Origin of the sequence: Clostridium cavendishii DSM 21758, assembly GCF_900141845.1 — a bacterium.
Lineage (GTDB): Bacteria > Bacillota > Clostridia > Clostridiales > Clostridiaceae > Clostridium_AG > Clostridium_AG cavendishii.
The window spans coordinates 216615-240549 of record NZ_FQZB01000008.1 but is presented as its reverse complement, the minus strand read 5'-3'; the positions used below and the strand labels follow the sequence as shown (position 1 = coordinate 240549).

Annotated in this window: 25 protein-coding genes; 8 read left to right on the top strand and 17 right to left on the bottom strand. The window is 26.6% G+C overall.

Features of this window, described 5'->3' with window-relative positions:
• Positions 1 to 31: 31 nt before the first annotated feature.
• Positions 32 to 1297, bottom strand: a complete 1266-nt coding sequence (locus BUB01_RS09750; RefSeq protein WP_072986565.1) for a tetratricopeptide repeat protein — start codon at positions 1295 to 1297, stop codon at positions 32 to 34.
• 203 nt (positions 1298 to 1500) lie between these two features.
• On the opposite strand from BUB01_RS09750, the gene BUB01_RS09745 reads away from it, so the two are divergent.
• Positions 1501 to 2022 (top strand): YcxB family protein, encoded by a 522-nt coding sequence (locus BUB01_RS09745; protein ID WP_072986564.1) that lies wholly within the window; start codon positions 1501 to 1503, stop codon positions 2020 to 2022.
• 97 nt (positions 2023 to 2119) lie between these two features.
• Positions 2120 to 2644 carry a YcxB family protein gene (locus tag BUB01_RS09740; protein ID WP_072986562.1) on the top strand — a complete coding sequence of 175 codons (525 nt, stop codon included), beginning with the start codon at positions 2120 to 2122 and terminating at the stop codon, positions 2642 to 2644.
• Positions 2645 to 2670: 26 nt separating this feature from the next.
• Here the strand turns inward: BUB01_RS09740 and BUB01_RS09735 are convergent, their stop codons facing one another.
• Positions 2671 to 3174 carry a DUF6241 domain-containing protein gene (locus tag BUB01_RS09735; RefSeq protein ID WP_072986560.1) on the bottom strand — a complete coding sequence of 168 codons (504 nt, stop codon included), beginning with the start codon at positions 3172 to 3174 and terminating at the stop codon, positions 2671 to 2673.
• Positions 3175 to 3550: 376 nt separating this feature from the next.
• Between BUB01_RS09735 and BUB01_RS09730 the strand changes: the two genes are divergently transcribed.
• From BUB01_RS09730 to BUB01_RS09715, 4 genes are all read left to right on the top strand, one after another.
• Complete coding sequence (locus tag BUB01_RS09730; RefSeq protein ID WP_084108619.1) at positions 3551 to 3739, top strand: hypothetical protein; 189 nt, start codon at positions 3551 to 3553, stop codon at positions 3737 to 3739.
• Positions 3740 to 3993: 254 nt separating this feature from the next.
• Positions 3994 to 4539, top strand: a complete 546-nt coding sequence (locus BUB01_RS09725; protein ID WP_072986556.1) for a sigma-70 family RNA polymerase sigma factor — start codon at positions 3994 to 3996, stop codon at positions 4537 to 4539.
• 1 nt (position 4540) lies between these two features.
• On the top strand, positions 4541 to 5902 hold the full coding sequence (locus BUB01_RS09720; protein WP_072986554.1) for a DUF4179 domain-containing protein: 1362 nt from the start codon (positions 4541 to 4543) through the stop codon (positions 5900 to 5902).
• A gap of 122 nt (positions 5903 to 6024) precedes the next feature.
• A complete protein-coding gene (locus BUB01_RS09715; RefSeq protein ID WP_072986552.1) occupies positions 6025 to 6276 on the top strand; it encodes a kinase to dihydroxyacetone kinase in 252 nt (83 codons plus the stop codon).
• An 80-nt stretch (positions 6277 to 6356) separates the two neighbouring features.
• On the opposite strand, the gene BUB01_RS09710 is transcribed toward BUB01_RS09715, so the two are convergent.
• On the bottom strand, positions 6357 to 6908 hold the full coding sequence (locus tag BUB01_RS09710) for a GNAT family N-acetyltransferase (RefSeq protein ID WP_072986551.1): 552 nt from the start codon (positions 6906 to 6908) through the stop codon (positions 6357 to 6359).
• A gap of 232 nt (positions 6909 to 7140) precedes the next feature.
• Between BUB01_RS09710 and BUB01_RS09705 the strand changes: the two genes are divergently transcribed.
• Entirely contained in the window at positions 7141 to 8724 is a 1584-nt protein-coding gene (locus BUB01_RS09705) for a putative polysaccharide biosynthesis protein (protein ID WP_072986549.1), read from the top strand.
• An 83-nt stretch (positions 8725 to 8807) separates the two neighbouring features.
• Here the strand turns inward: BUB01_RS09705 and BUB01_RS09700 are convergent, their stop codons facing one another.
• The 6 genes from BUB01_RS09700 to BUB01_RS09675 all read right to left on the bottom strand — a co-directional run bounded on the left by BUB01_RS09700 (position 8808) and on the right by BUB01_RS09675 (position 13100).
• Positions 8808 to 9263: a DUF2889 domain-containing protein gene (locus BUB01_RS09700; RefSeq protein WP_072986547.1), complete on the bottom strand. Its 456-nt coding sequence runs from the start codon at positions 9261 to 9263 to the stop codon at positions 8808 to 8810.
• 81 nt (positions 9264 to 9344) lie between these two features.
• On the bottom strand, positions 9345 to 9926 hold the full coding sequence (locus tag BUB01_RS09695) for a GNAT family N-acetyltransferase (protein ID WP_072986545.1): 582 nt from the start codon (positions 9924 to 9926) through the stop codon (positions 9345 to 9347).
• 342 nt (positions 9927 to 10268) lie between these two features.
• Complete coding sequence (locus tag BUB01_RS09690) at positions 10269 to 10835, bottom strand: hypothetical protein (RefSeq protein WP_072986543.1); 567 nt, start codon at positions 10833 to 10835, stop codon at positions 10269 to 10271.
• A gap of 87 nt (positions 10836 to 10922) precedes the next feature.
• Positions 10923 to 11666 (bottom strand): serine/threonine-protein kinase, encoded by a 744-nt coding sequence (locus BUB01_RS09685; protein WP_242958391.1) that lies wholly within the window; start codon positions 11664 to 11666, stop codon positions 10923 to 10925.
• Positions 11660 to 12106 (bottom strand): hypothetical protein, encoded by a 447-nt coding sequence (locus BUB01_RS09680; RefSeq protein ID WP_072986540.1) that lies wholly within the window; start codon positions 12104 to 12106, stop codon positions 11660 to 11662. The genes BUB01_RS09685 and BUB01_RS09680 overlap by 7 nt, the downstream gene beginning before the upstream one ends.
• A gap of 385 nt (positions 12107 to 12491) precedes the next feature.
• Complete coding sequence (locus tag BUB01_RS09675) at positions 12492 to 13100, bottom strand: class I SAM-dependent methyltransferase (RefSeq protein ID WP_072986538.1); 609 nt, start codon at positions 13098 to 13100, stop codon at positions 12492 to 12494.
• 376 nt (positions 13101 to 13476) lie between these two features.
• On the opposite strand from BUB01_RS09675, the gene BUB01_RS09670 reads away from it, so the two are divergent.
• On the top strand, positions 13477 to 15849 hold the full coding sequence (locus tag BUB01_RS09670) for a preprotein translocase subunit SecA (RefSeq protein ID WP_072986536.1): 2373 nt from the start codon (positions 13477 to 13479) through the stop codon (positions 15847 to 15849).
• A 115-nt stretch (positions 15850 to 15964) separates the two neighbouring features.
• On the opposite strand, the gene BUB01_RS09665 is transcribed toward BUB01_RS09670, so the two are convergent.
• The 8 genes from BUB01_RS09665 to BUB01_RS09630 form a co-directional block, all read right to left on the bottom strand.
• Positions 15965 to 16717 (bottom strand): hypothetical protein, encoded by a 753-nt coding sequence (locus BUB01_RS09665; RefSeq protein ID WP_072986535.1) that lies wholly within the window; start codon positions 16715 to 16717, stop codon positions 15965 to 15967.
• A 35-nt stretch (positions 16718 to 16752) separates the two neighbouring features.
• Positions 16753 to 17544, bottom strand: coding sequence for a glycosyltransferase family 2 protein (locus BUB01_RS09660; RefSeq protein ID WP_072986533.1), 792 nt, complete (start codon positions 17542 to 17544; stop codon positions 16753 to 16755).
• A complete protein-coding gene (locus tag BUB01_RS09655; RefSeq protein ID WP_072986531.1) occupies positions 17537 to 18880 on the bottom strand; it encodes a TIGR03111 family XrtG-associated glycosyltransferase in 1344 nt (447 codons plus the stop codon). Before BUB01_RS09655 ends, BUB01_RS09660 begins: the two co-directional genes overlap by 8 nt.
• On the bottom strand, positions 18873 to 19460 hold the full coding sequence (gene xrtG, locus BUB01_RS09650; protein WP_072986529.1) for an exosortase family protein XrtG: 588 nt from the start codon (positions 19458 to 19460) through the stop codon (positions 18873 to 18875). Before xrtG ends, BUB01_RS09655 begins: the two co-directional genes overlap by 8 nt.
• The gene (locus BUB01_RS09645; protein ID WP_072986527.1) at positions 19457 to 21961 is read right to left on the bottom strand and encodes a DUF6541 family protein; all 2505 of its coding nucleotides are present in this window, start codon (positions 21959 to 21961) and stop codon (positions 19457 to 19459) included. Before BUB01_RS09645 ends, xrtG begins: the two co-directional genes overlap by 4 nt.
• Positions 21962 to 21972: 11 nt before the next feature.
• The gene (locus BUB01_RS09640; protein WP_072986525.1) at positions 21973 to 22332 is read right to left on the bottom strand and encodes a 6-carboxytetrahydropterin synthase; all 360 of its coding nucleotides are present in this window, start codon (positions 22330 to 22332) and stop codon (positions 21973 to 21975) included.
• Between the two features lie 11 nt (positions 22333 to 22343).
• Positions 22344 to 22724: a GtrA family protein gene (locus tag BUB01_RS09635; protein WP_159433226.1), complete on the bottom strand. Its 381-nt coding sequence runs from the start codon at positions 22722 to 22724 to the stop codon at positions 22344 to 22346.
• 531 nt (positions 22725 to 23255) lie between these two features.
• On the bottom strand, positions 23256 to 23627 hold the full coding sequence (locus BUB01_RS09630) for a hypothetical protein (protein WP_072986521.1): 372 nt from the start codon (positions 23625 to 23627) through the stop codon (positions 23256 to 23258).
• Positions 23628 to 23935: the final 308 nt, after the last annotated feature.

Sequence of the window (23935 nt, the reverse complement as noted above, 5' to 3'; positions counted from 1 at the left end):
AACAAAGTACATTACTTAACAACTATATATTTTAAAATTTTATAATCTCATCTGGAAACAATTCTATAAATTCTTTATCATATCTAATCTTATCAAAGATTTCATCTTCAAAATAATCATAATAATTAATCTCTCTATTTTTAGCTTGTCTTAAATTTTCATAACAACTTTCATAATCTTCATTATATAAGTTTATTTCTGCTAAAATAATATAGTTATCTCCAATAGTATCATCTAACTCTATTGACTTTAATATATTTCTTTCTGCTTCCTTAACATTAGCTAATCTTAAAAAGACATGGGCATAATTTTTATAAATTTGTGGTAAGGTTCTATCTATCTCAATGGCCTTGTCTAAATTTTTAATTGCATTCTCATATTGATTTAATCTAATATACGCAAATGCTCTATTATTATAATCCTTACCTCCATTATTAATTTTAATAGGTCTATTAAAATCCATAATTGCATCCTTGTATTGCCTTAATTTTAGATATATATTTGCTCTTATATAATAACACCGTCCATCTTTATCATCACCATTACTAATAAATTTGTTTACTTCCTCAAGAGCCTTATTATAGTTTTTGGTTAGAAAATAAATCGTTACGCTAATAAAATGTACATTTAAATTCTTTGGATCAAGTTCACAAACTTTATTTAAATCTTCCATAGCCTTATCATATTCCTTTAGATCCATATACACTTTTAATCTAACATAATATAATTCTTTATCAGAATAACCTTCGATAAGCTCATTTAATTCTTTAAGTGCATCTTCTTTTCTATCTAAATCTATATATGTTTTTATTCTTAATTTATATGCTTCTCTCATACTAGGATTAAGATTAATACATTTATTTATATTGATTAACGAACTTTTAAAGTCTCCTTTTTCATTATAAGCATAAGCCTTATAATAAAATGCTTCAGAAGATAATTCTTTAAGTTCTAATACTTTATCACAATTCTTAATAACATTATCAAAATCTTCAAGATATACAAATATTTCAATTCTCTGATAATAGCTTTCAACATTTTGTGGTGAATATTCTATTGCTATATTTATATTTTTCAACGCTTCTTCAAAATCTTCTGCCCCAAAATATCCCTTTGCAATAAGCTGATATATTGTAAAATTCTTAGGGAAAATATCTTTTGCAATTAAAAACTCATTAATTGCCTTTTCGTATTCCTTTTTATCTAATAAATTCTCACCTGTTTTTATCCTTTTATTAAAATTTTCTATTTTATACTTCTTATAAATAATCAATATAAAACTAATTAAAATTATCACAAACAACACTATTAATATTAAAATAATAATCACCACCAAATAATCTTTTACTATTACTTAAATCCAACTCAAGTCTATTATTTACCAATTATATATCTTTATGGTATCATATTCAATAATATATTTTTCTCTGCCATAAAATATATGGCTATTGAAAGGTTATAATTTCACAAAACAACTTTTATTTCTAGGGGGTAATAAAATTGAAAATATCCTATAAGAACAGTATTCAAGACTTAGTTGATTTTAAACTTTTTTATTTTAAGACGTCTCCATCCTTTAATAGAATCTCAAAAATAAGTAAATTCGGTATGCCACTGCTAATATTATTAGTATTAACCTTTTACTATTTTGTATTAGACATGTTTTCTATTCCTTTTACTCTATGCATGATTTTACTTTCTTTTTTATGGATAATATTCTATCCTAAATTTTATGTTTGGAAAACAGAAAAAGAAATTATTAATATATGTAATGATCCTAAAAATGCTCCAATTCACTTAACAGTAACATTAGATGATTATGGTATAACCAAAGAAACCTCTATGGACACCTTAAAAGTTTCTTGGATAGCTATAACAAAAATTGTAGAATTACAAAATCATATTCTTATATATTTAAATTCTTTAAATCCCTTGATTGTACCAATAAACATATTTGAAGACTCAGTTCAAAAGGACTCTTTCTTAAAATATCTTTATCAAAAGGCTAATATAGACTCTTAAGTAGCTAAAATAATAGCTTTATACATTCTATTATGTAAACAAGCTTTTGTTTTTAAGCATTTATATTGTTTAAATCTTAATGAAAGTGGTGATAAATTTGAAAATATCCTATCAAAATACTCTTCAAGAAATGGCTGAATTTAATCTTTTTACCCTACAAAATTCTCCAAATAGCAAAAAGAAATTTAAGATACGATTATTTATTATTCCATTATTTACCATAGCATCTTCGATATACATGTATTTCACATTCGCTTCAACTCCAATTGAATTTATATCAGCTTCTCTATCTTTTGGTATTATGTGGCTTATACTATATCCTAAAATGTATCGCTTTCAAATAAAGCAATTATTCTCTAAAATAGCTACTGAATCAAAAAAAGACCTCATACCAATAACTTTAACATTAACTTCAGATAGTATATTAAAAGAAACAGCTGTATCTTCATATAAAACCTCTTGGAGTTATATAACAAGTGTAAATGTACTTAAGAATATTATAATCATCTATCTAAATTATAATACTGCCCTTCTTGTTCCAATAAAGGTATTTAGAACCCCAACAGAAAAAAAGAAATTCTTAGATTATGTTTATCAAAATATTGATATAAATAAAAAATAAATCTAGCCAATAACTAGATTTACTTTTTATTTCTCTTTAGCCTTACCATTTCCTCCCCCAAGTCTTTCCCAAACTATATTGTGTACTCTTGAAGATTTTGAATAATCGTCCTTTGACCACTTTGTAATTCCATCAACTAAATCTTCATAATCCTTCTCTCCAAGTAATTCTTTAGCTTCTTGTTTATGATCTGCATAATATTCTAATAAAGCTTTACATCTACCTTTAGTGATGTCTGCTTTCCCCCATATTTGATTGTCTTCTGCTTCGATCTTTGTATTTGCCATTTGATGAATTAGAGTAAATGTTGAGCTAACTGATGATAAATTTGCTTTTAAAGTATCATATTGTTTTTCTGATACAGCATCCAATTTTTCATCACTCTTCTTGTCTAATACAATTTCTTTTGTAGCTACATCATTCGACTCCTTTGCTTGTTTTTGATGAAGTATAAATCCAGCTACTCCTAATAATATTACGATTACTGCACTTACTCCAAGTACTATAAACTTTGACTTTCTATTTTTCATATTCTTAAATTGTCCCCCTACTTTAAATAATAACTAATCCATTTTTAGAAAAACTAATTATTACTTACCATATTATTTATTAAAATTAAAATAACTATGTTTCTTATATGTAATTATGTTCTTATTATCTACTACGTAATAAATTCAATAAAGTAATGTTGTTTTTATTATTTATATTTATTGAATTTACAACAATACTAAGATAGGCCCATATTGACTAACTCCATTACCTAACAATTATATCATTATCCTCCATATATTTAACTTCTTTTATTGTTAATAACTCCACTTTGAAACAATCTTTTTATAAAAATTTCATATTTAAGAAAACTACTGGATAGTCTATAATGTAACTATAGAAAGATAGGTGATTACAATGACAAAAACATTATATGATCCAGAAGTTGAAATAAAAGGCGAAATAAAAGGTGAATTAAAAAAAGCTAAGACCACAATAAAAAATATGTTACTTAAAGGAATGGATATAGAAACTATAGCCGAATTAGTAGAAGTCGATATAGAACTAGTTAAAGAAGTTGAGAAAAACTTATCTAAAAATAACTAAAAAATAAAGTGAACAGGTTTTGCCTGTTCACTTTATTTTTTAGTTTGTATAATAAGACTATTATGACTAATCACTCATGGTATATTTATACTTTAAATATAATTTTGCTTTAAAAAGTTATTATTTTACTATAAAGTGTCTAATATTATTTTATAACCATTTTACATTTTAATATATATTTTAAATAATAGAGAGAGATAAAGAAAATTTCTACGTAGTTATATATGAAAGCTAAAGTACAAGGGGGTAGTATTTTGAGCATTAATCAAAGTAATTTAGTAAGTGAGCTTAAAAATAGAAATACAAAAGCTCTAGACTACTTAACAGATCATTATGGCGATTTGATTATGAAGGTAGCTTATTCAGTTTTAAAAGATAGAGATAAAAGCTTAGAATGCGTTAATGATTCCTTATTTAAAATTTGGAATAACATTGAATATTTTACTGGCGAAGATTCAAAGTTTGCTACTTGGATTATAGTTATAACTAAAAGAACAGCTATTGATGAACTTAGAAAAGAAAAAAAACTAAAAGAACATGTACCATTAGAAGACTTTATAACTAGCGATGCTTTAGACTTTACAAAAGCTTTAGAAGATAAAGAGTTTCGAAAATCTTTACTTAACGAAATAAACTCTATGGAAAAAGTTAATAAAGAGATCTTTTTAAGACGCTTTTTCTTAGAAGAATCTATTTCAGATATTGCCAAAAGACTAAACTTATCAGTTTCAGCAGTTTCTAATAGAATTCTTAGAGGAAAAAAGAAATTAGAACATCTAAAAAGAGAGGAGGTCATTTAGTGTGGATTATAAAGAAATTATGGATATAGCCAATAGTTTAGATATCGATAAAAATGATTTTAAAGATGTAGATGTAGATCTTAAAAGCTTTGAAAAGAAAAGGCTTAAAAAGGACTTGAAAAAATTCATAAGAAACGGTAAAAAGTTTAAAGCTAGAAGAATTAAAATAATAGCTACTGCTTCAGTACTTGCACTATGCTTAACAACCTCTGGCATAATATTATCAAAACCTGCTTTTGCTGATAATATAGATATTCTTCAAGATGTCTACGAAAAGATGGGCTACTATAAAGACTATAAGGATTATTCTGAATTTGTAGGACAAACTAAAGAGGATAACGGCTATAGCTTTACTATAGAAAAACTAGTAGCAACTCCAAATAAAATGTTAGTTGCTGCTAAAGTTAAAGCTTTAAATGGTAAATTCACAAAGTATTTTGTAGAATGTTCCTCAACATTTTCTGATAAAAAAGTATCATACTCTGGTGGTGAAATTAAAGAGAAGGTTATAGACGAATCTACTAGAATGTATATTTTCGAAGAAAGAATTGATTATGGAAAATTCAAAAAGAGAGGCGATATAAAAATTACCTTTAGAATTGACCCTAATGAAGCTATGGCCAAAACTCTCGATTTAAAAGAGGATACTAAAAATGTTAAAGTAGACTTTGATTTTAAAGTTGATTTTTCTCATGCCTTTGATAAAACAATACACAAAGAAATAAATAAAAAATTAAACATAGGTGATACTGCCACATATATAAAATCCATGGATAGTTCAATTTTAGGAACTCTCTTTAAAATAAGTACCTATGATGATACTAAAGGAACCCTGCTTATTCAAGTAGATGATAAGATATATCAGCAACATAGTGGTCCAGGTTTTTCAAGTGAAGGAGGTTCTCTTTATAATAATGAAATAACCTATGATACTATAAAAAATGCTAAATCTATAAAACTTATCGCTTTAGAAAAGAAAACTATTGATGATCCTGATTATAAAAATAAAAAAAATGATTCAGGTATTCTTTTACCTAATAAACTAGAAACTCCTATAAAAACTAACTTTATAAAAAATAGAGACGGAGAAATATATAAAATAGAAAGAACAACAGATACTTTAAGAGTTTACTATGATTGTGCTGAAAATACTCTATCAGAATGCAGTATGATTGTGATACACAATAAAGACTTTGTAGACGAGGTAACTGGGGCTCCAACTATAATTGTTAAAGATAAAAACAGGAAAAATGGTTACTATTTAGAAAGAGCTATAAAAGAAAATGAAGACTATTATCTAAATAGGATAAGAGATATAACTCCTACTCACTATAACGTAAGTCAAATTCTTGATATTAAATAATGAAAATTTTCTATATATAAATAATAAAACGGACACTCATAATATCCGTTTTATTTATATCTGTTCATAAATTATGTATAATATATAAATAGAAGCTTATAAAACAGAAAAGGAGAATAATTATGCTTGAATACAGATTTGATACTCAGTTATTAATCGAAGGAAAAAATCTTTCAGAAGATGAAATCAATGAATATATTACAAAAAATATTGAAGGTGACTGTTTACTTGCAGTTGGTGATGAAGAACTGATAAAAATACATTTTCACACAAATACTCCATGGAAAGTACTTGAATATTGTGCTTCACTAGGTGATATTCATGATATTGTTATAGAAAATATGGAAAGACAAGCAAATGGTCTTAAAGGTTAAAATCTAAATATAAATAAACCTAATCAAATAATAAAACGGACACTCATAATGTCCGTTTTATTTATATCTGTTCATAAACATTATTTACTTCTAACAAAATAATCATCATAAATCATAAATTTTTTATTTAAAGGAATATAATTAGCATTTTCTAAAGCCAAAATCCTTTGATCTGCTTTTTTAATAGCCTTTGTTAAAATATTAGTAATCTCAAAGGCTTCATAAAATTCTTCGGTTACAATATTCAGTATCTCACTAATAATTTCATACTTTTCATATTTGCTTTGTAAATCTATTCTTAATATTCCATAATGATTAAACTCATCTTCTACCTCTCTATGAAACATTTCAACAGTACCTATCTTTTCATAGGTTTCATTTAGTATAATGGTCCACCTTACAAATTGTCTATTTTCATAAGAAAAGTTCCAAAAATCTATAGCCTGTCTCATCTTCTCAATTGTTGTATAATAAAAATCATCACCATGACAATTATCAGAATTAAAAAACCCCACTGCAGCTTTATCTGAATAGCAATCTAATAGATATTCTGCATCCTCTAACTTTGTTTGCCTCAACGTAATTAAATTTTTGTGATAGCTTGGACATTGTTCATAAATATCTTTTCCCATAAATCCCTCCATATTTCTCATAAGTACTCTTAAAATTAAATATTAAAATATATTTAAAGTATATCATATTTTTCCTATAAATTACATAAATCACAAAACTCTCTTTAACTAAATAATATATTTTTCTTTAATTCAACTTAAATAGACAAATTTTTCAAAGTAAGTTATAATGATGATTATTTAAATGTGATCTGTCTTAATTAAAAGATTACACTTTAGTTAGGAGAAATATATGTCAGTTTCAAAAGAATCTAAAAATATAACCATTTTATCAATAGCAGGTATACTAAGTAAGTTCATTTCACTATTTTATTTACCACTTTTGATATTAATAATTGGTAATGCCTCTAATGGTGTTTATGCTCATACTTATGACGTTTTTGTATTTATTTATGCAATTACAAGTTTAGGAATGCAACCTGCTATTTCAAAATTAGTTGCAGAATTAGATGCTACTAATAATTTTAAAGACAGCTTAAAAACCTTCAAACTAGCCAGAATGTTTTTAATTATAGGTAGCTTAATTTTTACTTTAATATTAATAGTTTTTGCAACTAACATATCTGTTTTAATGGAAAATCCTCAGGGAGATTTAGCCTTAAAATTTTTAGCTCCATCTGTATTTTTCACAGGTATTTTAGTATCTTACAGGGGTTACTTCCAAGGTAAGGGTTATATAAAACCAATAGCAATTTCGCAAATTATAGAACAGTTTATAAATGTAAGTACAAGTCTCTTATTTGCCTATATTTTTTTACATAAAAGTTTAAAGCTAGCTATTGCAGGTGCTACTATAGGTACTTCACTAGGTGCTATTATTGCTACACTTTATCTTATATTTTATTTATATAGAACCTGTAGAATAAATAATTATTCTGTTCAAGCTAAAAAACAAATTGATACAAAACTACTAGTAAAAAAATTATTTACATATACACTGCCACTTTCTTTAAGTGCAGGTCTTCAGAATTTAGGTGCTCTTATAGATGATAAAGTTGTACGTTCTAAACTGGCTTTTTTAAACTACACTCATGAAAATATTAATATTTTGGTATCTTACCTTGGTATATATAGACAATTATTATATGTTCCATTAGTTATAGTGACTTCACTAACTGTAGTTTTACTTCCTCGTATTTCGAGATCATTTAAGCTTAAGAACAATACTGATATAAAAAGAACAGTTGATTATTCTTTAAAAATAACTTACATATTGCTCATTCCTATAAGCTTTGGATTTGGAGTCCTTAGTAAAAATATGTATGCCTTACTATTTAAAGGTGCTGCTGGATTTGAATTAATGCTTTTTGGTTCTGTGCTTTTAATCTTTATGGGTATAGTGCAGCTTCAATCAACCATTTTACAAGCTTTGAACTGTTTTTATAAGCTTGTAATAAGCTTACTTATTGGAGTAGTCGTAAAATTATGCGCAAATTATTTCTTTATAGGAATAGGTTTTTTCAATATATACGGCGCCATACTAGGAGGAATATTAGGATTTTCAGTTTCTTTAATTATAAACATGGAATTAATACATAAAACTATAAACGAAAAAATTAATTCATTCAATATTATTTTAAAAGCTATAATAGCCTCCGTGGCTATGGCTATTGTGATATTTGCTATGGATAAACTTATATTCACCTTGTTTACTAGAAAATACTTTATTATATTAATTGCAACAGCGATTGAATTTATAGTTGGAATATTTACCTATGGATATTTGTTAATAAAGCTTAAAGGCTTTACCGAGAAAGATTTAGCCATATTTCCTAAAAAAATTCAAGAAATATTACTTAAAATTTTCACATTCTAAACAAAAAATGGAGGCTTATAGAAATTTTTTATTCCATCCTAATAACTCCAAGTCATCAAAAATTTCTATACGCCTCCTTAAATTTAATCTTTATTACTCATTAATGTGTGAGCTATACATGCATTTGAAAGTTTTTGTTTACAAAAATCCCACCATTGATTTTCTGTCATATTTCCTATTTTAATCTGATGTGGAAAATAAGAATAAATTATCCCAGGCACTGAAACTCCAAGAAGCATTCTAACATTGCCACATCCCATATCACCATAAAACAATTTCTCACATTTAGAGTGAAACTCTGAAAAAATATTAACTCCTATTAGTTCTTTGATTTTATCCTTGATAAGAATACACTCTTTAATGGGATAGCGCAATAATTCTAGTTTAGCATCTAGTATAACCATATCTGGTACAGATACATCTACTATTACTTCTATATCATGCTGGTCATCCCTTAAATGTGAAGTAGCTCTCCAAATATTCTCCTTAATTTCATAATAGTTAACCTCAAAATTTCGTGAATAAAGACTTTTCTCCATAAATATACCTCCATATTTATATTAAATACTCATTATTGAAATGTTAAAGGAACTCTCTTAAGAGTTCCTTTAACATTTCATTTATAAGTATAGTTCATAAAGATTACATTTATGAATCCTTTTAAATTTACTCTTTATTTCCTCTGTATTTTCTCCTACATAATGTGCAAAACAATTACATACATGCAACTTTTCTACTTTGACTTTAACTATTTCATCACATTCATCAGACTCAGTATAAACATGTAAATAAAATTTTTTGAAGCTAAAGCCTCTGTTTTTATACCAATCATTTACCCACTTATCATCCCTTGTCCAAACTTCAACTCTTTCAATTTCATTTACCTTTAAGCTTCTTATTGCTTCATTTAATAATACAGTTGCTATTCCTAACTTTCTATACTCCGGCAACACAGCTAAATTCCTTATTACTCCTCCTAACTGTTTGTTATAATAACAAACAGTTCCCCTTTCAATCTCATATTCCACATCTATTAAACCTATTATCTTACCATCTACTTCTGCCACTAATTCAATAGAAGGATTTTGATAATGCTCCTTTTCTCTAAGTACATTATCAAAATATGCAGTATCTAAAAGTGATAAAACTCTACACCTAACCCACTGTAAATTATCTGAGTCTGTATATTTTCTAATTATCATGCTTTCTCCCCCTAAACTCTAGCTAGAATTAATTTATTACAACACCTTTAGTTATTTTAAATATATTTAAGTGTAAAATATTATATTATACATCATATCAATTAATTGTATATAATTCCATATTTTATGAACACTATATTTATTTTTCTTTAATTTTAAATAATATATTACATTATATTATTTCTCTTTTTTAAGAAGTTTACTTTGCAGAAAAAAAACTCTTTGCAAAAAATTAATTTTCTTATAAAAAACTTTAAGGGTATATATAAAATTTATAGTTTTATATATACCCTTGATTATAATCTTTATTATAAACTACTTATTACCTGAATATATTTTTGATTAATACTCATTAAATATATCTTCTATAAATCTTTCAAAATTTTCTCTTTGAGAATATCTATTTCCTTTATATACTTCATTTGAAGTTAGTACACTATTTAACATTTCAGCATCCAATGAATCCACTTTTTGAAATCTACCATTCTCATATAAATATCTTAATCCCTTTCCTATTTCTAAAAGAACGTTCTGATGCATTCCATTTGAAAAACCCCTAATAGTAGAACTATCTTCATACTTCCTAGAAAAAAATAATGATTTAGCAAGCCATCCTTCACTAGCCCTTCCCTTTCTTGTAGAATTCTCTAAGACATAATTTATATAGTCCGAAAACTCTGTAAAGCTTCCTGTATGAGTTTTTATTCCAACGATAGGATACCATAATCCTTTAATTTTCCCACTATTAGTTCCTGAAGATCTAAAATATGCTAATGTTACTCTTTCTGTTCCATAAGTATACTTAATACTTACATCTATTAGCCCAATCATTCTAAAATGCTCAATCGAATACACATTAGCTCTAAAACTTTCAGGATATATTGTTAATATATCAATTGAATTTGGCACAATGTAGACCTCCCATATTCAAATCTTTAGAAATAAACCATGTGATATTGGAGGGAAACTTTAGGATCACATGGTTTACTTTTAAGATCAGTTCATATTTTTTATCTTTTCAAGTTGACTTCTTATTTCTTCAATATTTTGATAACTACCTTCAACACCCATGAGCTTTTTTAGAAAAGTTTTTTCTTCTAAATTTAAATCTAGTTCTTCAAACCAAGGTTTTTCTTCTTCATCAGTTGCTTTATAAGATGAATAATACAGACGGATTAAAAAGTCAGCTATAAACCAATAATCTATCTCTTTTACATATTTTTTATTATCTATAATTCTAGCTAAACCGAAGTCAATTAAAGCTATCTCTTTATTCTTTTTTATTATTACATTAGGAAGCCTAATATCTCGGTGTACTATATTATTTTTTTGCAATATTTCTACTATCTCTAAAAGCTCATCAGCAACTTTATAAATTTCTTCTTTACTAAATTTATATCTATCTTTAACTAATAAATCTTCAAACACTTTTCCTTCTATATATTCTAATATATAGCCTTCTCTCTTCTTATCCTTAAAAGTTGATATAAATTTGGGAAACTTAGGATCATTTAAAGATTTTAATATCTTCTGTTCATAAAACAATTTTTCTCTAGTTTGTTTAAGCATCTTCCTTTTTAATTGCTTTATTACACACTTTTCATCTTTGTCATTTATGGCTAAATATGCAATTCCATATCGCCCCTGACCTATCATTTTAATAATAGAATATCCATTTACTATTTCCTTAGTTTTGTAATACTTATCCATATCACTAATCCCTATCTTTAAATTTAGCAAAAAGTTTTATTATCTACTATAGGATCTGCTTGAACTATATGAGCCACTTGAGCTACTATCAGATTCGCTATATGAGCTACTATATGATGATCCACTTGAACTACTATCTGATTCACTGTATGAGCTACTATATGAGCTACTTGAATTACTACTTGATTTACTTGAGCTACTATATGAGCTACTTGAGCTACTATTTGATTTACTTGAGCTACTATATGAGCTATTTGAACTACTATTTGATTTACTTGAGCTACTATATGAGCTACTTGAACTACTATTTGATTTACTTGAACTACTATTTGAGCTACTTGAATTGCTATTTGAGCTACTTGAATTGCTATTTGATTTACTTGAGCTGCTATATGAGTGACTTGAGCTGCTATTTGAGTGACTTGAACTACTATTTGATTTACTTGAGCTACTATTTGATTCACTTTCATTACTATATGATCTTTCTTTTACTTTATAATAATTATGACCTCTATATGATTCACTTCTATAAAAACCCATAAAAACACCTCTTATTATTTTTGTAGAAGTAATATAAATTAAGTTATATTACTCTTAATTCATATTATGAGACATGCCTATATTAGGTTACATAATCTTTTTAATAAAATAAAATTTATTTTTTATATCATTAAAGACCAGTTATACAGTTAATGGTAAATAATATACATAATATCAGTTCATTTGGATATTAATGTAATTTAATAAAAAAGCAAACTAGGAAATCTTAATATTAATAAAAGATTTCCTAGTTTGCTTTTTAACTCATAAAAGATTATAAAATTATTTATTTTTATTAAATAATAAAATCAAGATTTATTTTTGAATTATATAATCTATATAACCTTGTTTTATCATCTTGCCTTCGTATATTCTTTCTAAAATTCTATTTTCCTTAAATAATATCTTCATGTCCTTAAAATGTTTTTCTGCTTCACAGATATCATAATAAGTATGTATTACTTCTTCTCCTCTCTCTACTTGCAAAAATTCTCCTCTGCCTTGTTCTATACCACTTCCATAGTCTTCATCATTTATAGAAAGAAAATTTATAAGACAAATTCCACCTGGTTTTAACACTCTCTTTATTTCATTTATTGACTTTTCTATATCTATTTTCTTCATATGGAATATAGTATTATAGGAATAAACATAACTAAAAGCTTCATCTTCAAACGGAAGATTTCTTATATCACCTTTTAAAATATTAAGGTTAATATTATGTTCATCTTCAAATCTTTTAGCAGCCTCAATTTGCTCATCACTTAATTCCAACCCATATGTTTTATACCCTAAACTTGAAAATAAAGCTAGTGGCGGATAGTTTCCCCCTGCTCCACAATCTAGTACACTTTTTTCTAAATTACTTTCATTGCAAAGGTTTAGATACCTATATAATTGTGGTTGTCTAAATATAAAATTCATAAAATCCCCCCTAATTTAGTTAATTAAACTTATTATAAGAATTATATTTGTGCCTCTAATATTTTTCCCATTTTAATATCCTTTTAATTTAATTAAAGTAAAAATTTTAAATATCCTTAACTATATATAATAATACAATAATGATGAATATTTTACCATACTATAAAAATCCTTACTTCTACCTCATACTATCTGATATTTTTATGTTTAAACCAATTATACAATATAACTTATGAATGGACTTTAACCAAGTTCCTATAAAGGTTAACTATATTTAAAATATTATTTGTATTATAATATACATATTATAGGTTAATAGATGATATCAGATTGCCCTACCTCAATACCTTATTAATGAAAAAGGAAGTTATTATTAATGATAAAAAGAAATACATTATTAGAAAACTACAAAACTATAGTAAAAGATATAAAAAAGATTAATTTAACCTCATTAAGTAATAATGAATTATTAAATAAATCACAGGGATTAAAAGAACTAGCCTCTAAAGGAACAGACCTTAATAGCCTTATTGTTGAAGGTTTTGCTCTTGTTAAAGAAGCTGTAAAAAGAACTTTAGGCTTTGAAGTTTTTGATGTTCAATTATTAGCTGCATTAGCACTTAACGATAGAAAACTTATAGAAATGCAGACTGGTGAAGGCAAAACATTAACAGCAGTATTTCCTGCTTATTTAAATAGCTTATTAAAAAAAGGAGTTCATATACTTACCTTTAATGATTATTTAGCTAAAAGAGATGCTCTTTGGATGAAAGCAGTATATGAAATGCTTGGGGTAACTGTTGGGTTTATTCAAGAAAATATGGATAAAAATGAAAAGAAAAAGGCTTATGCTTGTGACATAACTTATGTTACTGCAAAAGAATCAGGCTTTGATTATCTTAGAGATTCTATTTGTTATAATAATGAAGATTTAATTCATAGAGGTTTCCACTTTGCTATTATAGATGAAGCTGATTCTATATTAATTGATGAAGCAAGAATTCCTATGGTAATAGCTACAAATACAGATGAAAAAGATAATGACCTTAAAAAAGTTAGAAAAGCCATAACTATGTTAGATTCATTAGTAGATTATACTACAGATGAATACTCTTTAAATGTATATTTAACAGATAAGGGTATAGACCATATTGAAAAGTTGCTTGGATGTAAAAATCTCTATTCTAGTGAAAACTTTAGTCTATTAAGACAAGTAAATAGCGCTCTTTATGCTGAAGTACTTCTCGAAAAAGATATAGATTACATAATAAAAAATAATAAGATTCAAATGGTAGATGAATTTACAGGTCGTATTGCAAAAAATAGACATTGGCCTGATGGACTTCAAGGTGCATTAGAAACAAAAGAAAACTTAGAAGTTCAATCAAGTGGAAAAATTATAGGTCAAATAACTCTTCAGCATTTTATTAGCTTATATGAAAATTTAGCTGGAATGACAGGTACAGCTATTGATTCAGAAGATGAATTTTTTGAATATTATGGTATGGAAATTGTTATAATACCACCTAACAAAAAATCTATTAGAAAAGATTTACCAAACTATGTATTTACTCATAAGGAAGCAAAATTTAATGCTCTAGCTAAAGAAATTAAAGAAGTACATACTACTGGTCAACCAATCCTTATTGGTACTAGTAGTATTAGAGAATCCTCGCTTCTAGCAGATAAACTCTTAAGTATGGGAGTTAACTGCCAAGTATTAAATGCTAAAAATGATGAGCTAGAAGCCAAGATTATCGAAAAAGCAGGAGTTTTAGGTGCAGTTACTGTTTCAACTAATATGGCTGGACGTGGTATTGATATATTGCTAGGTGGACCAAATGGTGAAAATAGAGAACAAATCAAAGAATTAGGTGGCCTATATGTTATAGGTACTAATCTTTATGAAAGCTTACGTATTGATAAGCAACTAAAAGGAAGAGCTGGTAGACAAGGTGACCCTGGAATGACTCGCTTTTTTGTAAGTTTAGAGGATGAACTTATTGTAAAATATGGAATCCAAAATATTATACCTGATAAATATATACCTAAATTACAAGATGAAGCTCTAGAAAATGGTGTATTTAACCAGAAAATAAACCAAATTCAAAGAATTGTTCAAGGTAAAAACTCTGATTTAAGAAAAGAATTATATAAGTTTTCAATTATATTAAATGATCAAAGGCAGTATATGTATAACATGCGTATAAAAATAATTACTAATAAATTTAATGATGAAGTTCTGAGCGAGTTTTTTCCAAACTTATATGAAAAATTTAATAGTATATATACTATTAATGAGATTGAGGAATTCAAAAAGAATCTTAGATTATTTTACATTAATAAATATTGGGCAGATTATCTTAATATAGTATCTAATATTAAAGAAGGAATTCATCTTAATATAATAAATGGAAGAAATCCTTTAGCTGTTTTTCATATGAGATTAATAGAAGAGTTTGAAACTTTACAGCAAGAAATAGACGCTGCTATAAAGGAAGACTATAGGAAGTTAGAAGTTTCAGAAATTTCCTTTGAAGAGATTAACAAAAGAAATACTCCTCCACTTTCAACTTGGACATATTTTGTAAATGATAACTCTCTTGATGGTTTTATAACCCTTATACCTATTGCTGCACTACTAGATGTAGCTAAAGTATTCAATTTAAAAATTTTAAGAGATTATATTTCTATATTTTCATTTGCTATGGAATCAGCATATTATAAGTTTTTTAAGAAAGATGCCTAATCAAAAACATAAGGCTATTGGTAAACTTAAATATACCAATAGCCTGCTTTAGTTTGTGCTCTAAATTACCATTTTACCAAAAATGATTTTGATACAAACTCAACTTATTATTAACTTATTTTTTTAGTTTTTTATATGCTAAAAATGAAATAAATATAAATGATGCTCCTATGAAAATTTCCCATGCATTTGTACCTTTAGTTATTGTTATAGGCTTTTCTGGCGCCCAATCAACATTAGTCAAAGGCTCGAACACCCCTGATTTAAGCATAAGCTTCACATCTCTATTTGCGCCATTAAGTCCAACATAATGAAGTGGTAACTTTATTTCAAATTCCTTACCATCCTTAGAAACACCTGCTACATTATCAAAAATAACAGTTGACCCGTGCTTTCCATCATCGAAACTTGCTTTTACATAAAAATTAGACTTAGGATAGTCATCTTTATAATATACAGTTATATCGTATTGCGGAGCTTTAAAGGATACATATTTAGTGTTATCAGGATTCGTACCTTGATTAGGATATCTATCACTTTTATTTGGATAATATTTATGATCAAATAGAGCCCCTTTCCTTCCATTTACTATTACAGCTTTTAAATTCCAATAAGTATACTTATCTTCACCTACCCTTTTTATGTGTAAATAAAGATCATTATTATCTGCTGCACACTGAACAAATTCAATATCTTCATGAGGTTTTGGAGTATCTCCTATATCATCCTTTATCATAGGATAACCTTTCCAATCATTAAAATTACCATCAATACTTATTTCCTTAAGGTTTCCTGGAGTTGCATAAGCCATAGTATTAAATAATAACAAACAAATTACAGTCCCAAAGAAAATTTTTATTTTTGCCATCTGTTTCCTCCTAATGTATCTTCAAAATACCTGTTTTATATACTGGTATAATTTAAATTGTTTTTTGTATGCTTATTATAAGATCTTATATTTAGCAAAACTGTTAAGCTTCTTAATACAGTTCTCATAACTTTCATCTTACTTGCCCCACCTTTTAGCTGATACTTAAGTATAAACGGAACCTCACCAATTTTATTTCCATTAATGTGTATCTTATATAATAATTCCATCATACAAGCAAAACCTGTTTCTACTACAATAGTATTTCCATATATATTATTTAAATCGATTATAGATTTCTTAGTATAAATTCTATATCCGCAAGTATAATCTCTTACATTAGGTATCCTTAATGCTAAAGTATATATAACTCTTGCACCATAGGATAAAAGTTTTCTAAATCTAGCTAAACCTTGTACTTCTGAACCATGTCTATATCTAGATGCAATTACACAATCTAGTTCATCTTTTCTCATTTTTTCTAACATTGCTTGTACATAGCTTGGACTATGGGTTAAATCTCCATCCATGGTACATATATATCCATCTTCCCTTTGATTTATTGCATATAATAAACCTGTATTAATGGCTTCCCCTAAGCCTTTATTTATATCATGATTTATAATAAATATATTATCATAACTTTTACTTAACTCTTCTGATATATTTAGTGTATTGTCTTTACTTCCGTCATTAACAATGATAATTCTTAAATCTAAATTTAACCCCTTTAATTTTTCTCTTTCTTTTTGCCATTCATTAACTAAGGGCTGTATATTTTCTTGTTCATTATAGCAAGGTAATAGCACCCAAAATTTTTTATCCATTGTTTATCCACCCTTTCACCCTATAAAATATAGAGAATTTCCTTTTAAAACCATTAGATAAAATTTCTTTTTCTTCAGTAAGTGTTTTAGTGTTCCATTTCGAATATTTTTCTATTGAGTTTATGATTCCTGCTACCCTCATGAAAAATATAACTAATCTATAAAAAGGTAATAATAAAATGCTGTATGCATGTTTATTCATATATTTTTTTACTTCTTTCTGATCCTTTAAATATAGCTTTGATACAAAAAAGGATAATGCTGAATTAAAAACATATGCTAAATACAATAATATATTAGCCATAATTACTAGCTCCAATGGATAATCTATGAAAACTAAATAAACCATAGCAAACATCCATATTAATCTTGGAAATACTAATGTATGATCTTTAATAACTGTTCTTTTAAGTACTTTCCTTGTATTTCTGTTTCTTCCACCAATGAATTTTCTAAATAGTGATGCTACTTCTATTTCTCCTCTTTGCCACCTTTGACGTTGTATATATAGCTTATCCATACTGTCTATTGGATCTACATAGAAAAATGCTTTCTCACATAAAGCTATTTTCCCATTTTGAAACTCTCTAATTTGAGAAGTTATATGAGTATCTTCTCCTAATGTTTCACTATTATATAGCTGAGTTTTTTGAATAACATCCTTTCTAAAGCAAGAAAAAGCACCAGCTAAAGTAAATAAACTATCTGTATAGGATTGAAAACCCCTTCCTACCAAAAAAGCCTCACTATATTCAAATAGCTCACATCTCCTAAATAATCTTAATAGTAAATTTGAATTAGTATTTATTAAACTACAATCCGTTAATACTACCCCTGTCATGGCATGAATATTAGTATTACTTTCAAACTTTTCTACTATTCTAAGCACAGCATTTTTATCAAGTATTCCATCCGAATCTATGTTTATAATATATTTACCCTCAGCTGCATAAATCCCCTTATTTAATGCCTTTGATTTACCTTGATTTGAATCAATCCACCAAATCTTTAAATTTGGATGCTGCTCTTGTATTTTACAATATATATCATAAACTCCATTCTTTTCTCCATTATTAATAAGTAAAACTTGAATATTTTTAATAGGATAATTTTGATCTAAAATTGACTGTATGCAATTAGCTAATGTTTTTTCTGAATTATATACAGGTATCAATATTGTTATATATGGCAGATATTCTAGCTCCACCTTTTCTTTCCTGAAGTACTCCTTCAAAATTACTATTAAACTAACTATTCCAGACAGTATATCAATTAATAAAGGAATAAGTAACCAGATACCCCAAAACAATAAATCTCTATATAAATCTTTATTCACTCATGTCACCTACCTTTTGTAACTTTAATTGCGTCGATGTAAATACAATATAGTAAAGTAATATAGTTAGGCCAAAAAATATAATTCTTGCAAAAATAGTATGAGCTAAATAAAATGAGCTAGCACCAAAAATTTTAACTACTACAATAATAAACATTAATCTTATAATATTTGCACCAAATAAAAATACATTTCCAAGTATTAACGATATTACTTTTCTCAAAAGGCTTCCAAAAGGAAAGAAAAGACACAATGCAGTGAATACCATAAGTTCAATTATTCCTGAACATTCATAATTTATAGCCATAGATATTATTCCAGATTTTGCTTCAATAACTATAATAGAAAATTGCTCATATACGTTAAAATATGAAGTTTTATCTGCTATTATTTTCAAGATATAACTTATTGCATCAATTAACTTTCCCTCTAAAGGAGTCATGAAAAATATCATTGATATAGTGAACAGTCCTAAACTACCTACTAGAAATTTTAAAAAATGCATTTTATTTTTATTTAAGCATAATAAAATTAATCCCCATATTAGCGTAATTATTATACATAGTATTTGATTGTTCATTGTTCTTCCCCCATATTTTTGCATCCATTAAATTCACTATTATTTTGATCTTCACTTTTACTTCTTGACTTCTTTGAGGTAATTTTAATAGTTAAAATTGCTACTATAAATATAATAAGATTTATTATTGATAATACAATTCCCGTTTTAAAATATGGATATATAACCTTAAGCTCAAGTTCCTTTGAAGATAACTTCAATAAATTATTCTCTTTTGAATAGTCTCCATTTACTATATGAAAAGCATCTATCGCAGCTATAGGCACTACTACACCAAGCTTTTCACTCTTTATATTTATAGAATTTCCCTTAACTTCTACATCTATTGGTTCAACTGTTTTTTCAGGTAAACTATATGATTTAATCCCTAAAGTATCCTCTAAAATTTTAATCATTTTATCGTCCTTAGTTAAGAATGTATAGTATGGTATATTTAATGAAATAACTTTAATCTTACCTAATTTACCTATATACTCTATCCCTCTGTTACCTAATTCTCCATAAGCACCACAACTCTCTAAACTAGTACCGTAACTAGTTTTCCAATCTTTGAGTTCTGAAGGGAAATCATCTAGCTCTATCTTTTCTTTCTTGTAATACATATTGGAATAATTATTTTTTACTGTAATTGGTTGAACATTAATATCTAATAAATCATTGCTTTCAAGTCCAGTTGTATCTACTACAACATTAGTAGTTGTGTTAGATAAATCTAATAAAAGCTTATTTGCCTTGTCTTTATCCTTATAATAAGCTCCAGAAATATATATAACCTTATATTTTTTCAGCTCCTCTAATGAATAGTCATCTATATAATCACTATTTCCTTCTTTTAAGCTCGGAAAAATATATACTAGATTATTAGAGTATTTTCCAATAGCTAGTCCATCATATTGAGTTATAGTTCCAAACTTATGGTTTACGGGATATTTCAAGATAATCGAAAATTCAAATTCATTAACCTTTTTATATCCTACAGCTTCATATGCTTTTTCACATTTGTTTAAATCTTTAATAAATGATTTTTTTAATATTAAAGTATCTGCCCCTAAGCTTAACGCTCTATCAAACATATACTCATAATATTCATTTTCAAGTGCTGTATTAAGTTCCATAATATTTTTACTAGTAGTAGCTCCCTGCCAAGCCCAACCAAAAACTTGATTTTTACAACCATCTTGTCCGTTATAACTAATATAATAACTAGGCACAGAACCCATAGAAGAGCTATCTAGCACTGCTACTCTTTGAGATGCTATCTTGCTTGCAAATTCTGCTTCTGTAGTTTTTGATATTGGTTTTATTGCATTATTTCCAACTAAATAAAATGATGCAAATGAATCTACTGTCATTATTAAAATTAAAAACATTATCATACTTGGTCTTAATTTTTCCCAAGTTATAATTCCTACAAATATAAGTCCTATTGATATTGCAGTAAATCTATTCATCCAAAATAATTGGTTTAAAGGTAAGTTCTTTAAGAATGAAACAGCTACAGTATTAGTTCCAATTAGAATTATTAAGGCAACTAAGAAATATGATCTGCTTCTTTTTAATGAAAATAACACTCCTATAATTATTACAATTGCAAAGGCCAATCCATAATAATATATTTCATAATTTTGAAATCTACAAAATGGGTTTAATGATATTGAAAATGGATGTGTCTGAGCCTTCATAACATTTTCAACAGCCCCTTTATCTTGACCAAGTAAGCCTCCTTTAAGTGCTGGATAAAGCCAGTATAATGAAGTCATTACCCCAAAAAAAGCTGAACCTAATGCCATAATATTTTTCTTTATTCTTTTATTAATTACAACATCCACAATAACTAATAAAAATAGTGATATTCCAAACATAGCTGAAAGCATAGCATGGGATATTGTCATTAGATGCATTACTATCCCTAAAAATATATAACTACTTATTTTTCCTTCTTTTACGCTTTTATAAAAGAATAATAGTCCATATGGAATTAATGAATTAATTAATGCAAATGGTAAATTCCCCTCTGAAAATAAAATTCTTAAATTATATGGTACGAAAAACCAAAGTATAGCTAAGGTCAATCCAACAAATTGCCTCTTAGTCTGCTTACCAAATAACAACCATCCTGTAGCACCTATTATATAAACAAAAAATACATATACATTAAATGTAGTTATTATATTATTCGTTACTAAATTAATTGCTGCAAGTATATAATAAGGTAGTGGCGCCCAATATCTAAATGGCTGAACCCCGTTATACCAGTATTCATTATAATTAACAAAATACTTACCCTCTTTTATAGAATCTGATAATATATTTCCTTTAAATAAATGTCCATAAGTATCTGAGCCCCATGGGAAATTACCAGTCTTATTTATAAAAACTAAAACCATAATTCCAATAAGAGCAATTAATATGAAACTATACACAGATATAGTGATATCTGAAATTTTTAATTTTATGGTTTTATATTTTTTATTATCTTTTTTCTCGTGTGAATTTTCCAAATTCCTTCCTCCTATATAGTTTCTATAATATATGTTCTCATTGGGTTTTCACTTATTTCAATCTTTTTTAATATTAAAACTTCATCATCTACTAACGCTTTTATATCTTCACAAAGTATCTTCCCCATATTCTCCATGGTAGGATTTATATCTATAAATTCATCTAATTCATTTAGATATTTTCCTTCATAATTTGAAAAATACTCTTCTAATTTTTTCTCAAAAATCGTAAAATTTACTTCCTCATCAAGTTTTGTCTTCATTATTAATACAACTTCCCAAGTATGAGGATGTATATTGGACTTATTAGTACCAAAGGTAACTGAATGCCTTCCATTTATATAGAATTTAAATTTATAATAAGTATTCATAATTAAAACTCCTAACTAAATTTTTTATATAATATTTTTCTCAGATAATACATAACAAAAAATGGAATCCCCATAGAAAATATTTTTGATATTAAAAATCCTAAATTATATTTATCAAAGCTAATCCACATAGTTATATTTGCTAAAATTAATCCTATGAAAAAGGTAATTATATATATACTAAAATTTTTGATATTGTTTTCCTTTTTAAATACAGCCTTTATAGAAGTAATATAATGAAATATAAGCCCTGCTATAATTCCTATATTACATGCTACTAAATAATTTACATTTAATATATTAAATAATACATAACCTATAATAATATCAATAACACTTGAACCACAGGACAATAAAAAATATACTATAAGTCCATTTTTGTTTTTTAACACTAAATTTCTCCCTTCTATTTTAGATAACCAAAATTTTCTTACTGCCCCTATATTTTTTTAATGAAAAATTATAAATATATATTTTCTTAAATTTATTTATTTTTAATTTTTACATTTTATGTAACGTAATTAGAATATAAAAGCGTTTTTCGACACAAAAAGACATTATGTTTTATTTTATCACATCTTATAAATTTTCGCACCTTAATATAACGTTTTTTCTAAAATTCCTTAATTCATAAATTAAAATGTACTCCAGGTTAAATATATTTTTTAGATTTTAAATATATAGTACATTTTCATTATTCATTTCTAAATCTACAATTTATATTAAATCTTCATATCATTATTTAACATTTTAAAAGGCTGAAAGCTAGATTAAATCTATACCTTCAGCCTTTTAAAATTATCTTATTTTGAAATTATTTTTTAATTAATTATATTTTTTGATCTTCATATATTAGATTTTCTCCACATCGTGGGCATTTTAAGATTACTTTTCCTTCAGTTAAAAACTCTTCTGAAACCCTATTAATATAAGTTTTCATTAATAAATGTTTCAATATCATTTTCTTTTAATTTAACCAATAGTTCCCTAGCCATTACCCTGCATTCACACCATTGAACCTCATCAAGTTTATCCCTTGCCCATATATCTTTATCATCACTCATTTTATCCAAATTATCATTAATCTTCATTATTAAGTCAAATTGCTCGCTAGTTATAATATTGGCTTTTAGGAAATTATTTGCATGAATTGTTACATCACTATCGAATGTTAATGCAATATCATCTACTGAGATTTTCCCTAAATATTTATTTTGTTCCTCTGAGCTCAGTTGCATTAGCTGTACTGCTTTTAACATTCTTTCATATAACAGTATGAAAGTTTCATTATCCACATATTATTACCTCATTTCACTAGAATCTATCGCATTTTCCCAGGCTTTCTTGGTGTAATATATTCGTAATTCCATATTCCATTATCATAATAGAATTTTACTTCTCCATTAGGTTCAGAAGATACTTTATAATATGGAATTTCTCCATGATGGCTACTTCCATGATGATTTATTTGCTAAATCTGCTAACTTATTAAGCTTTAATCTAGTTATCAAACTTGGAGTATCTATGATATCCGCCATTGAATTAACAGCAGTTTCCCATTAAACATTTTCTGCACCATAAGCTTCTCTAAAATAGTTGTTCC

Excerpts from the sequence above, each read along its gene's own strand:
- BUB01_RS09735 (WP_072986560.1), bottom strand. The coding sequence starts at position 3,174 with ATGAAAAATAGAAAGTCAAAGTTTATAGTACTTGGAGTAAGTGCAGTA.
- BUB01_RS09730 (WP_084108619.1), top strand. The coding sequence starts at position 3,551 with ATGACAAAAACATTATATGATCCAGAAGTTGAAATAAAAGGCGAAATA.
- BUB01_RS09715 (WP_072986552.1), top strand. The coding sequence starts at position 6,025 with ATGCTTGAATACAGATTTGATACTCAGTTATTAATCGAAGGAAAAAAT.
- BUB01_RS09710 (WP_072986551.1), bottom strand. The coding sequence starts at position 6,908 with ATGGGAAAAGATATTTATGAACAATGTCCAAGCTATCACAAAAATTTA.
- BUB01_RS09705 (WP_072986549.1), top strand. The coding sequence starts at position 7,141 with ATGTCAGTTTCAAAAGAATCTAAAAATATAACCATTTTATCAATAGCA.
- BUB01_RS09700 (WP_072986547.1), bottom strand. The coding sequence starts at position 9,263 with ATGGAGAAAAGTCTTTATTCACGAAATTTTGAGGTTAACTATTATGAA.
- BUB01_RS09695 (WP_072986545.1), bottom strand. The coding sequence starts at position 9,926 with ATGATAATTAGAAAATATACAGACTCAGATAATTTACAGTGGGTTAGG.
- BUB01_RS09680 (WP_072986540.1), bottom strand. The coding sequence starts at position 12,106 with ATGAAAGTGAATCAAATAGTAGCTCAAGTAAATCAAATAGTAGTTCAA.
- BUB01_RS09675 (WP_072986538.1), bottom strand. The coding sequence starts at position 13,100 with ATGAATTTTATATTTAGACAACCACAATTATATAGGTATCTAAACCTT.
- BUB01_RS09670 (WP_072986536.1), top strand. The coding sequence starts at position 13,477 with ATGATAAAAAGAAATACATTATTAGAAAACTACAAAACTATAGTAAAA.
- BUB01_RS09665 (WP_072986535.1), bottom strand. The coding sequence starts at position 16,717 with ATGGCAAAAATAAAAATTTTCTTTGGGACTGTAATTTGTTTGTTATTA.
- BUB01_RS09660 (WP_072986533.1), bottom strand. The coding sequence starts at position 17,544 with ATGGATAAAAAATTTTGGGTGCTATTACCTTGCTATAATGAACAAGAA.
- xrtG (WP_072986529.1), bottom strand. The coding sequence starts at position 19,460 with ATGAACAATCAAATACTATGTATAATAATTACGCTAATATGGGGATTA.
- BUB01_RS09640 (WP_072986525.1), bottom strand. The coding sequence starts at position 22,332 with ATGAATACTTATTATAAATTTAAATTCTATATAAATGGAAGGCATTCA.